Origin of the sequence: Pseudomonas sp. Pse35, assembly GCF_024519715.1 — a bacterium.
Lineage (GTDB): Bacteria > Pseudomonadota > Gammaproteobacteria > Pseudomonadales > Pseudomonadaceae > Aquipseudomonas > Aquipseudomonas paracarnis.
Window position 1 is genome coordinate 101,372 of the sequence record NZ_JALJRP010000007.1, and the last position, 11,872, is coordinate 113,243.

Annotated in this window: 10 protein-coding genes; 6 read left to right on the top strand and 4 right to left on the bottom strand. The window is 61.4% G+C overall.

Annotated elements, in window-relative coordinates; genetic code table 11:
• Window positions 1-113 precede the first annotated feature (113 nt).
• The gene (locus tag OC445_RS08885; RefSeq protein WP_005783745.1) at window positions 114-965 is read right to left on the bottom strand and encodes a LysR family transcriptional regulator; all 852 of its coding nucleotides are present in this window, start codon (window positions 963-965) and stop codon (window positions 114-116) included.
• Between the two features lie 105 nt (window positions 966-1,070).
• On the opposite strand from OC445_RS08885, the gene OC445_RS08890 reads away from it, so the two are divergent.
• A complete protein-coding gene (locus OC445_RS08890; protein WP_198790432.1) occupies window positions 1,071-1,532 on the top strand; it encodes a nucleoside deaminase in 462 nt (153 codons plus the stop codon).
• A complete protein-coding gene (locus OC445_RS08895; protein WP_054920326.1) occupies window positions 1,519-2,706 on the top strand; it encodes a CynX/NimT family MFS transporter in 1,188 nt (395 codons plus the stop codon). The genes OC445_RS08890 and OC445_RS08895 overlap by 14 nt, the downstream gene beginning before the upstream one ends.
• Here the strand turns inward: OC445_RS08895 and OC445_RS08900 are convergent.
• Window positions 2,677-4,992 (bottom strand): TonB-dependent receptor, encoded by a 2,316-nt coding sequence (locus OC445_RS08900; RefSeq protein ID WP_198790431.1) that lies wholly within the window; start codon window positions 4,990-4,992, stop codon window positions 2,677-2,679. The two genes, OC445_RS08895 and OC445_RS08900, sit on opposite strands and share 30 nt — an antisense overlap.
• A 155-nt stretch (window positions 4,993-5,147) precedes the next feature.
• On the opposite strand from OC445_RS08900, the gene OC445_RS08905 reads away from it, so the two are divergent.
• From OC445_RS08905 to OC445_RS08915, 3 genes are all read left to right on the top strand, one after another.
• On the top strand, window positions 5,148-6,092 hold the full coding sequence (locus tag OC445_RS08905; RefSeq protein WP_198790430.1) for a LysR family transcriptional regulator: 945 nt from the start codon (window positions 5,148-5,150) through the stop codon (window positions 6,090-6,092).
• A gap of 108 nt (window positions 6,093-6,200) precedes the next feature.
• Window positions 6,201-6,662 carry an HIT family protein gene (locus OC445_RS08910; RefSeq protein ID WP_054920331.1) on the top strand — a complete coding sequence of 154 codons (462 nt, stop codon included), beginning with the start codon at window positions 6,201-6,203 and terminating at the stop codon, window positions 6,660-6,662.
• Between the two features lie 242 nt (window positions 6,663-6,904).
• Window positions 6,905-8,512: an alkaline phosphatase family protein gene (locus tag OC445_RS08915; RefSeq protein WP_198790429.1), complete on the top strand. Its 1,608-nt coding sequence runs from the start codon at window positions 6,905-6,907 to the stop codon at window positions 8,510-8,512.
• A gap of 123 nt (window positions 8,513-8,635) precedes the next feature.
• Here OC445_RS08915 and OC445_RS08920 read toward each other — a convergent pair whose 3' ends face one another.
• Window positions 8,636-9,541, bottom strand: a complete 906-nt coding sequence (locus tag OC445_RS08920) for a TauD/TfdA dioxygenase family protein (RefSeq protein WP_198790428.1) — start codon at window positions 9,539-9,541, stop codon at window positions 8,636-8,638.
• Window positions 9,542-9,725: 184 nt separating this feature from the next.
• Here OC445_RS08920 and OC445_RS08925 point away from each other — a divergent pair, with 184 nt between their 5' ends.
• Complete coding sequence (locus OC445_RS08925) at window positions 9,726-10,646, top strand: LysR family transcriptional regulator (protein ID WP_198790427.1); 921 nt, start codon at window positions 9,726-9,728, stop codon at window positions 10,644-10,646.
• A gap of 103 nt (window positions 10,647-10,749) precedes the next feature.
• Here OC445_RS08925 and OC445_RS08930 read toward each other — a convergent pair whose 3' ends face one another.
• Window positions 10,750-11,751 (bottom strand): ABC transporter substrate-binding protein, encoded by a 1,002-nt coding sequence (locus tag OC445_RS08930; RefSeq protein ID WP_197900293.1) that lies wholly within the window; start codon window positions 11,749-11,751, stop codon window positions 10,750-10,752.
• Window positions 11,752-11,872: the final 121 nt, after the last annotated feature.

The window sequence follows — 11,872 nt, forward strand, 5'->3', positions numbered from 1 at the left end:
ACGCATAAACAAAACAGCCGATCACACCAAAGCCACGGGGTCCGTGGCCTGGCTTCAAGCCGTTGTTTTTCAATGCCTTAAAGGCATACAAAATATTCGGCAAAGGTATGAGCTCAGTGCGGGTTTCCACTGCACAAGGCCAGCAATTCACCCAGCAAACTCTGGCCCGCTGCGCCCAAACCACTGCGGCCATACAGGGCCAACCGCACGCCATGAACAGGTGGCAAGCCACTCTCTGGGCCGAGTATGCGATGGCCCGGTTGCAACACCCGTTCTGGCAATAAACTGATGCCCAAGCCTGCCGCCACCGCCGAGCACACACTGGCCAGGCTGGCGCTGGAATAGCCGATGCGCCAACGCCAGCCGGCCCGTTCCAGATGGTGCAGCATGTCGTTGCGATACAGGCCACCTACGGGGAAAGCCACCAGCGGCAGCGGGTCGCGGCCCAGGGCCGGGGTGCTCAGGCTGTCGACCCAATACAAGGGCTCGGGCCACGACGCCACGCAGTCGTCGCTGTCGCCCATCTGCTTGACCAGCAACACATCGAACTCACCGCCCCGGTACTGGCGCTGCAATTCGGGGCCCAGACCGCTGGTGACTTCCAGCCGCACCCGTGGGTACGCCACCACAAACGCCGAAAGCAGCGGCATCAGGCGCTCGGCGGCGAAATCCTCCGGCACGCCGAGGCGCAACACACCGTCGCTTTGCTGGTTGATCAGCACGTCGGCGGCTTCTTCGTGCAACGCGAGAATACGGCGCGCATACGCGAGCAGACGCTCACCCTCGGCGGTGGCTACTACCCGGCGCTGATCGCGGTCCAATAACTGACAGGCCACTGCGTCTTCCAGGCGGCGGATCTGCTGGCTGACGGTGGATTGAGTCAAATGCAGGCGCTCGGCCGCCCGGGTGAAATTGCCGCAGTCCACCACGGCGACAAAGCTGCGCAACAACACGGGATCGAACAACGTCATCACCATTGCGTTTGCCACTGATTGGCATGTTTATATTTAATTTCAGCATACCTTGCTGGCTGACCATACTTCACCTTTCATCGCACCCCGGGGCCTTGTATGACCAACGATCAACCACACCTGCAACGCGCTATCGCTTTGGCCCATGCCAACGTCGCCCAAGGTGGCCGCCCCTTCGGCGCGGTGCTGACGCGCAACGATGAGGTGTTGGTGGAAGCCGTGAATGAGATCCACCTGACCCAGGACCCCACCGCCCACGCCGAGCTGCTGGCAATTCGCGCAGCGAGCCGGCAGCTGGGTGCACGCCTGGAAGGGTGCGTGATCTACGCCAGCGGCCAGCCTTGCCCGATGTGCCTGAGCGCCATGTACCTGTGCGGTGTAGAACGCGTAGTGTTTGCCGCCAGCAACGAAATGGCCGAGCCTTACGGCCTGTCGACCGCAGCCATCAGCCAACAGGTTGGCTTGCCCATCGACGCGCAACGCCTGCCCATTCAGCACCTGCCCGATGCCGCAATGACTGCGCTGTATCACCAGTGGAAAACTCTGCATGACCCTGAATAAATCCCTCGCCGGCTGGGGCCTGCTGGTGGTGCTCGGCCTGAACCTGCGCCCCATCCTCAGTTCCATCAGCCCACTGCTCGGCGAGATTCGCCAGGCCACCGGCCTGAGCTTTCAGAGCAGTGCCCTGCTCACCAGCCTGCCGGTGATCTGCATGGGGTTGGTGGCACTGGTCGGCGTGCGCGTGGAGGCGCGCTTGGGCGAGCGTCGCGGCATCGCCCTGGGCTTGTTGATGATTCTGCTGGCGTGCCTGGCGCGCTGGTTGATAGGCGAAGCCTCGGCACTGCTGGTTACCGCACTGCTAGGCGGTGCGGGTGTTGCGCTGATCCAGGCGCTGGTGCCGGCGATGATCAAGCGTGAATTCCATCACCGTGTGCCCGTAGCGATGGGGGTGTACTCGGCGTCGCTGATGGCCGGCGGTGGGCTGGCGGCGCTGCTCAGCCCGGTGATAGCCACGCATTTCCAGCAATGGCAGGCAGGCCTTGGTGTGTGGTTATTGCCGGCGCTGGGGGCATTGCTGCTGTGGGCCTGGCTACCGCTGGGCGCCGCGCGCAATCCACTGCAGGCGCCTGCGTTCAAAGGGTTGCGCAACCGCCGCGCCTGGCTGCTGGCGCTGTATTTCGGCCTGGTCAATTGCGGCTACATGAGCATGGTCGCGTGGCTGCCGGCCTACTATCAGCAACTGGGCTGGGGCGTGCTGCCCAGCGGGTCGTTGCTGGCATTCATGACGATTTTTCAGGTGGCGGCCGCCCTGCTGATGCCGGTGCTGGCGCAACGCGGTATCGACCGCCGCCCATTGCTCAGCATCAGCCTGCTGGCCCAAACCATCGGCTACCTCGGCCTGATCATTGCGCCGCAGGAATATCCCCACCTGTGGGTGGCCTTGTGCGGCTTCGGGTTAGGGGCGTGCTTTGCCCTGAGCCTGCTGCTGACCCTCGACCACCATCGCGACCCACGCCAAGCGGGGCAACTGGCGGCGTTCGTGCAAGGCGTAGGCTTTTTGATCAATGCGATTTCGCCGTGGCTGACCGGCTGGCTGCGCGAGCTTACCGGCAATTTCGTCAGCGCCTGGGTGGTGCTGACGGTGACCGTGGTGGCGATGCTGCTGGTGACGCGGGTGTTCAGCCCGGCCACCTATCGCACCGACCTAGAAGTCGTAGCGCCCAGTCACGCCTAGGGTGCGCGGCGTGCCCAGCAGGCCCTCGTAACCGCCGTTACCACCGGTCCACAGGGTGGTGTAGTAGGTTTTGTCGAAAGCGTTTTTCAGCCACAGCGACACATCCCACTGCCCCTGGTCATAGTCGCCGCGCAAACCGGTAGACAGGTTGACCACCGCATACGCCGGGATCTGCCCGTAGTCGGAATCCTCCACCGTGCCCACCGCCTTGGAACGAAACGCGTAGCTGGCGGTGACGTAGGGTTCGAAGCCGTTCGCCAGGTTCCACTTGTACTCGCCGTTGGCGTTGGCGATCCACTTGGACGCGCCCACCACCTGGTGGCCGCTCAAGTCGCAGGACGCCGGCGCACCGGGACGCAGGCTGGTTTCCGGCGGGCATGGCGCATCCTTGTAAGACAGGTACGTCACGTCATTGAAGGAGCCGTTGATGTTCAGGGTCAGGCCCTTGATCGGCACCAGGGTGCTTTCCACTTCCACGCCCCGCGAGCGCACCGAGCCGGCGTTGGTCAGGTACTGCACGCGGTTGTCCTGGTCGTAGGCGTTGGTCTGGTAGCCGTTGACCTGGGTCCAGAACAGGTTGGCATTGAGTTGCAGGCGGCGGTCCCACAGCGTGCTCTTGAAGCCCAGCTCGGCGTTGTTGGCGCGCTCGGTGCCGATCAACAACGAGTCGGCTCCGGCTGTCGGCGCAGACCCCACCGCCAGGTTCACACCGCCGGACTTCTCGCCATGGGACAGTGTCGCGTAGCCCAGCAGGTTTTCATTGAAGTGATAACTGAGATTGAGCAGCCCCGACGGCGTGGCGCTGTATTGTGACAGGTCGCCCGAGTCATAGGCCCCGGTACGCCCACGCCGCGCCATGGCGGCGGCCCCGCTGACCGCCGCGCCACCGTTGGGCGCATTGCGCGTGACCCAGGCGCTTTTTTCTTCGTAGGTGCCGCGCACACCGGCGGTGAAATCCAGGCGCTCGGTCAGGTGCCAGGTGCCTTGGGCGAACAGCGCGAAACTGTCGGTGCGGATATGCCCGTTGCCCACACTGCTCACATTGCTCAACGCACCGGCGGGCGTGCCGTTCCAGATATCGGCCTTGGGCCCGTAGTAGGCAAAGGATTTGTTATCCAGGTCGGAGCCGAAGTAGTAGGCGCCGAGCACGTAATCGAAGAAACCACCGCTGGGCGACGCCAAGCGGAATTCCTGGGACCACTGCTTATCTTCCACCGAAACCCCGGCGTTATACGACGCCGGTACGTTGAGGCCATCATCGTTGCGCGGGGTGAAATTCCACCAGCGGTAAGCACTCACCGAGGTCAGGGTGAAGTCGCTGGGCAGCGTCCAATTGGCTTCCAGCGAGGTACCGCCCTGGAACACCGTGACGTGCTGGTCGTTGTCCAGGTTGACCTTGCGATGGGTGCCGTCCACCAGGGTGGCGCCTGCCGCGTTGGCCCGGGATTGATACAGGTTGGTGCCATTGATGGTCGGCCCGGTGCTGTACAGCACGCGGGTGCCGGCGCTGGAGTCTTCTTCGTTGTAGTCGCCGATCCAGCGCAGGTTGAACGCTTCGTTGGGCTTGTACAGCAGTTGCCCGCGAAAGCCCTGGCGTGAACCGCCGTTCAGATCATGGCCATCGTGTTCATTCTTGATGTCGCCGTCGCTGCGGGTGCGATAGGCCGAGAAACGCCCTGCCAGGTCATCGGTCAGGGGGCCGGAAATCGTGCCCTTGGTCTGGAAATAACCGTCCTCGCCCAAGGAGGTTTCGATGCTGCGCTCCGGGGTAAAGCTCGGTGCGCGGGTGCTGATGTTGATGACCCCGGCAGTGGTGTTCTTGCCGAACAACGTGCCCTGGGGGCCGCGCAAAACTTCAAGCTGCTCAATGTCCATCAGGTCGAACACCGCCATGCCCGGGCGCCCGAGGTAGACGTTGTCGATATACAGCCCCACGCTGCCTTCCAGGCCATCGCTGGCCGGGTTGTTGCCCAGGCCGCGGATCGACACGCTGGACTGGCGCGCATGCATATAGGCGACGTTGACGCTGGGCACCAGTTGCTGCAAATCCTGGATGCGGTACACCCGCTGGGTTTCCAGGGCCTGGCCACCGACCACGCTCATGGGCGTCGGCACGGCCTGGGCACTTTCGGTACGCCGCCGGGCAGTGACCGTGACAGTTTCCAGTTGGCCACTGGCGCTTTCGCCCTTGCCGGCAGGCGCGGGTGTTTCAGCGGCCTGGGCCGGCGACCAACTGCTGCTACCGGCCACTAGAACAGCCAGGGGCAAGGACTTGAACAAACTCATAAGCGGCTCCAAAACCCCGGAATACTCGTCGCCTTATATTCCTAAAGGTTATTTATTTATGTTTTTACGAACATTTACTGCATAAGAGATAGCCTTTATAAGGAGTCGACGTAATGCATAGCCAATGCATTTCCCGGATATTTTTGATGTGAAAAATGCATATCGACTTGCGCCAGCTTCGCCACTTCATCGCCCTCGCCGAACAGCGCAGTTTCGTCGCGGCAGCCGCAGCGGTGAACCTGTCGCAGTCGGCGTTCAGCCGTAGCATCCAGGCCCTGGAACACAGCGCCGGCTGCCAACTGGTGGACCGTGGCCGCAAAGACCTGGCCCCCACCAAGCAAGGCCAGGTGCTGCTCGAACATGCACGCCGCCTGGTCAGTGGCGCACAACAACTGGCCAACGAAATCAGCCAGTTCAATGGCCTGGAAGCCGGTGAACTGCGTTTCGGTTGCGGCCCCGCGCCGGCCGGTGGGTTAGTCCCGCGTGCCATTGGCCGTTTTATCGGGCGCTACCCCAAGGCCCGCGTGCAGTTCCAGGTGGATGACTGGCAAAGCCTGGGCAAGCGCCTGCTCAGCGAAGAGTTCGAATTCTTCGTCGCCGACACCCGCCACTTCGAAGCCAACCCCGACTACCACACCCACCGCCTGCGCCCGCGCCGTTGGCACTTCTGCTGCCGCGCCGGGCACCCCCTGGCCGCGCGTAACAGCGTCAGCGCCGCCGAACTGATGAGCTACCCACTGGCAGTGACCATCCGCCCGCCGAACCTGCGCAAAGTCATCGTCGACCTCAGCGGCCGGCCGGATTACCAGCCCAATGTGGAATGCGAAAACGGCTATAGCTTGATGGGCGTGGTGCTGCGCTCGGACGCCATCGGCATCGTCAGCGCCAACAGCGACGTGCTGCACATGGCCCGCGGCGAACTGGTGTGTTTGCAGATTGAGGGATTGGACGAAAACCTGGAGGAGCGCTACACCCGCTACGGGATCGTCAGCCGTGCAGGGTATCGGTTGTCGCCGCTGGCGCAGGCGATGATTGAGCAAATCAAGGAGATTGATGAGAGAGACGAGGATGCTTATGCGTTGGAAAATATTGCGGTCTGACCAAGCGGTGAACAGCGGCCCGCAACGTCAGTGAAGTCATCATTAGATAACAAAGATCACCTACAAGAGGGTCTATAACCTTTTGACCCGCACGAGGAAGCGCATTTGATGGACTGTATCTTTTGCAGCATTGCCCGCGGTACTGCACCCTCCCACCTCCTGTGGGAAGACCAGACCCACATGGCCTTTCTCTCCATATTTCCCAATACGCCGGGGTTCAGTGTGGTTATCCCCAAAACCCATCACGGCAGCTATGCGTTTGCCGAACCGGACACCGTGCTATGTGACTTGGTCATCGCAGCCAAGAAGACGGCGAAGCTTTTGGACAAAGCGCTAAAAGGTGTGGCTAGAACGGGCATGATTCTGGAGGGTTATGGCGTCGATCATCTGCACGCCAAATTATTCCCGATGCACGGGACCGGGGAAGATAGCGCCTTCAAAAAAATCAGTTCGTCCCAGGACAAATATTTTGAGCGTTATGAAGGCTATGTCTCCTCCCATGACGCTGCCAGGGCAGATGATAAAGCGCTGGCAGGATTGGCCGCTCACATCAGGTCCTTCGCCGGGTAAGCCTGCTCCCACCATTTGATCGCGGGGTGGCAGGTAGATATGTATCTGCTGTCAGGCCGTCATCGCAGGCAAGCCAGCTCCCACAGGGAAATGCATTTCAACTGTGGGAGCTGGCTTGCCTGCGATGACGCCAGCAGCCACACCCATGCACTCAATGCATAGAACCCAGTCCCCAAATGCACTTGCCAGAGCGCCCCTCGAACGGCGAAAAAACCCACCTGTCCTCCGTTCGGTAAATTCCTATGTCTGACCCCAAACCCCTGCGCAACGTGCTCTACATCATGTGCGACCAACTGCGCCGCGACTACCTGTCCTGCTACGGCCATGCCCATCTGCACACGCCGAATATCGACCGCCTGGCCGCCGCTGGCGTGCGTTTCAGTCGGGCCTATACACAAGGCACCATCTGCGGCCCGTCGCGCATGTCGGCCTACACCGGGCGCTATGTCAGCAGCCATCAGGTGGCGTGGAATGCAGTGCCGCTGCCGCTCGAAGAGCTGACGATCGGCGACTACCTGCGCCCCCACGGCATCCGCACCGCCCTGGTGGGCAAGACCCACGCCACGCCGAATATTGAGGCCTTGCAGCGCCTGCAGATAGACCCCGACAGTGCCCAGGCCGAGCCACTCAATGAGGTCGGCTTCGACGCGTATCTGCGTCACGACGGCATCTACCCCGACAGCCCGCTGTTCGAGGATAAGCGCGAGTCCGCGCCCTACACCCAATACTTGCGTGATCACGGCTACCACGGCAGCAACCCTTGGCACGAATGGGCCAACGCCGCCGAAGGTGAGAACGGCGAAGTGCTCAGCGGCTGGCATATGCGCAACGCCGGCAAACCCGCACGGGTGGCCGAAGAACATTCGGAGACCGTCTACACCACCGACCGCGCCATCGACTTTATCGACGAACAAGGTGAACAGCCCTGGTGCCTGCACCTGTCGTATATCAAGCCGCACTGGCCCTACATCGCGCCGGCGCCGTATCACGCGCTGTACGGAACCGAGCATGTGCAAGCGCCGATTCAACCTGACCACACCAGCGATCACCCGGTGTACCAGGCATTTCGCCAACACCAGGAGAGCCAGAATTTCTCCCGTGACGAGGTGCGCCTCACGGTGATTCCGACCTACATGGGCCTGATCAAACAGATTGACGATCAACTCGGGCGGCTGTTCGACTTTCTGCAAAGCGCTGGCCGCTGGGACGACACGCTGATCGTGTTTACCAGCGACCACGGCGACTTCCTGGGCGATCATTTCCTCGGTGAAAAAGAATTCTTGCTGGAGCCTGCGGTGGGTGTACCGCTGATCGTGCGCGACCCACGTGCCAGCGCCGATGTCAGCCGCGGCACCGTGGATGAGCGTCTGGTGGAAACCATCGACGCCTTGCCCACCTTCCTCGACGCCTTGGGCTTGCCCGCCGCCGACCATCGCCTGGAAGGTCGCTCACTGATTCCATTGCTGCACGGCGCGCAACCCGCCTGGCGCCGCTACGCCATTGCCGAATACGACTACGCCTTCCAGGCCCCGGCTCGCGAGCGTCTGGAGCAACCCATCGACCGTTGCCGCATGACCATGGTGCGCAGCGAGCGCTGGAAGTACCTGGCGTACGACGGCTTTCGCCCGCAACTGTTCGACCTGGAAAACGACCCGCAAGAACTGTACGACCTGGGCAGCGATCCTGCCTATGCCGAGGTGCGCGAGACGCACCTGGGTTATCTGTTCGACTGGTTACGCGGGTTGAAACGGCGCACCACCATCAGCCACACGGAGGTTGAGGTGCGCGGGCAATGGTTTCGTTATGGTGAGCCAGAGGCAGAGAAAGTGGTGAAGATCGGAGTCTGGTAAACACCACAAATCCAAATGTGGAGCGGGCTTGCTCGCGAATGCGCAGCGTCAGTCGACGTATTCATCAACTGACCCACTGCATTCGCGAGCAAGCCCGCTCCCATATTTTTATCCTCACCCGGCTTAAAGACCTTTAGTGGTTTTGCTTGATTGCCCCTGCACCCCCACCGGCACATCGCCCTTGAGCGTAACCCGGCGCACGATGCGCTCCTGGGTGCCGTAGTCGTCCACCGCGTAATGCTGGGTGGCGCGGTTATCCCAGATCGCCACGTCACCGGTGTTCCAGCGCCAGCGCACGGTGTTTTCCAGGCGGGTGACATGGCCTTGCAGCAGGTTGAACAACTGCGCCGACTCTGCCTTGGAGTAGCCTTTCAGGCGTTTGACGAAGTGCCCCAACAGCAGGGTTTTCTCACCGCTGACCGGATGCACGCGCACCACCGGGTGTTCGGTTTCATACACCGTGGAAGTGAATACTTTGCGGTATTCCTCCAGCTTCTCCACCGCCACATCCGGCTTGCGTGCGGCGTAGTCGTATTCGTTGCTGTGCACCGCCCACAGGTGATCAGCCAGTGCGCGCAGTTCCACACTGAGGTCGTTGTAGGCAGCGGCTGTGTTGGCCCATACGGTGTCGCCGCCGGACACAGGCGCCAGCACCGAACGCAGGATCGAGGCCTTAGGGTAGGCATCGACGAACGTCACGTCGGTGTGCCAGGAATTGGCGCGCTGGCCACGGGTGCCATCCAACTCCATCAGGAACCGCGTGCCGTCTCGTACCGGTACGGTGGGGTGGGCGATCGGCTCGCCGAGCAGGTGAGCAAAGGCTTCCTGGCTCTGGTCATCGAGATGGGTCTGTTCGCGGAAGAAGATCACCTTGTACTGCACCAGCGCCTGCTGGATGGCCTCGACGGTGGCGACATCCAGCTCACCGGACAATTTGATGCCACGGATTTCGGCGCCGATCCGCCCGGCTACCGGGTGAATATCAAGTGGTTGGGCGATGGGTTGAACGGCTAATGCGGCGTTGCTCATTGTGATGACCCTCATGTGCCTGCGAAACGGTGGGGGGACGCTTCCAGCAACGCTCTATCCATATGCAATTTAGGTCTAGCAAATGAATGAATGCTTCGTTGACGGAATAAGAGCTTGCATTTAAAACCTCAGCTTGCTCGGTCGCAAATGCCTTCGACCTATTTTTAAAATGCCGGGAAAGCATATGGATCTTCGCCAACTGCGCTACTTCATCGCCCTCAACGAACACCGCAGTTTCGTGCGTGCCGCGGACGCCATGGGCATCACCCAACCAGCGTTCAGCCGCAGTATCCAGGGGCTGGAACAGGAGTTTGGTTGCGTGCTGGTAGACCGTGGCCACAAGGACTTGCGCCCCACGCCGGAAGGCCAGGTGGTGTTGCAGCACGCCCTGAGCCTGGTGCATGGCGCAGCGCTGCTGAGCAGTGAAGTGACGCGCATGACCAAGCTCGACGCCGGCGACCTGCGCTTCGGCTGCGGCCCGGCGCCAGCCGTGAAACTGGTGCCGGATGCGGTGGCGCGGTTTATCAACGCCCACCCGAAAATCCGCACCACGTTTCAGGTGGATAACTGGGAAACCCTCAGCCGCCGCCTGAGCCGTGAAGAGATTGAATTCTTTATCGCCGACATCCGCCAGTTCGAAGCCGACCCGAATTTCCAGACCCGCGCACTCACCCCCAAACGCGGGGTGTTTTTCTGCCGCCCTGGGCATCCTTTGCTGGCCAAGGACAGCCTGTCCACCAACGATATGTTCGACTACCCGCTGGCGGCGCCGCTGATCTCCCAAGGCATTCGCAAACTGCTGGCGAACCTGAGTGGGCGTATGGATTTTTCACCGAGCATCCAGACCGAGCACTTCCCGGCACTGGTGAGCATCGTGCTGCAAACCAATGCCATCGGCGTCGGCACTGAAGAAGCCTTTGCCGAGGACATTGCCAGGGGGGCGCTGGTGCTGCTGCACTGGCGCAACTTGCCGCAGCACATGGATACCCTGAGCGCACGCTGCGGGGTCGTCAGCCGCACGGGGTCGCGGTTGTCGCCGGCGGCGAAGGCGATGATCGAGATGTTGGTGGAAGTGGATAGCCAGCAGGTCAGTGTGGCGGTTTGAAGGGCCTCATCGCAGGCAAGCCAGCTCCCACATTGAGCGGTGAACACGTTCAAGTGTGGGAGCTGGCTTGCCTGCGATAGCGATAGCCCAGGCACCGACAAGCTCAGAGCCCCGCCGCCACCAACCCAGGCGCCACCCAATCACTCACCTGAAACGACTTGCGAATCAACTTCTCCCTGGACGCCAGGTCCACCGCATCCTGCAATTTGCCCAGGAACACCGGGTCGAGTGTGGAGGGGAAAACTTCGCTGAGTTTCTGGTCTTTCAAATCATTGGTGAGGATCACCGGGGGGTAACTGGCCAGCCCTGATACCAGCGCTATGTACGCCTGTTTGTTGTTGTCATCGGTCAACCACTGCACCGCTTGCTGCTGGGCCTTGAGCAGCTTGGCCACCGCATCGGGATGTTCATCGACAAACTTGGCGCTGCCCACCAGCACGGCCTGGATGCTGCCGGCATCGCCCAGGTCTTTGGTGGTCAGCGGTATCTCTGCCAACCCTTTGGCCTGCAACGCCGTCAGGGTGGAACCGCCCCAGGTGGCGTCAATCTGCTTGGCGGCCAGGGCGGCAGCGGCCGCGTTGAAGTCCAGATTGATCACCTTAAGGTCCTTCTCGCTCAAGCCCTGGCTGGCCAATGCGCTGTCGAACGACAACTGGCTGGCCGTGCCTCGGAACACCGCCACGCGCTTGCCCTTGAGGTCTTGCAGGGTCTTGATGCCGGAGCCCGGCACCACGCCGAGGTAGTGTTTCACTCCCCGTGCAGAGGCGCTGAGCAGCCGCGTGTCCAGGCCATTGGAGCGGCCGATGATCGCTGCCAGGTCGCCCAGATAGGCCAGGTCCACCTGGCCGTTGGCGAACGCTTCATTGATCACCGGGCCGGCGCCCTTGAAGTAATTCCATTGGATCTTGATGCCTTGGTCGGCAAAGGCTTTTTCAAAGATCTGCTGTTCACGCAACACGTCGGTGATGCCACCGCCGCTGTGCTGGCTGCCGGCACTGAGGTCGGGCACTGCGATGCGGATTTCCTTGAGGTCGGCGGCATGCACCAACCCGGCCAGGGCGGTGCCGGCGAACAGGCTGATCAGACGTTTAATGGGCAGTTTCATAAGCGCAGCTCCTGGTGGGCGACGGTCGCCTGGGGAGCAAAAAGTAGGCACAGACTGAACAAAACTTTAAATACTATAAATTCACAATTTAATAGCTTTTAGAAATATGCAAGCTAACCCG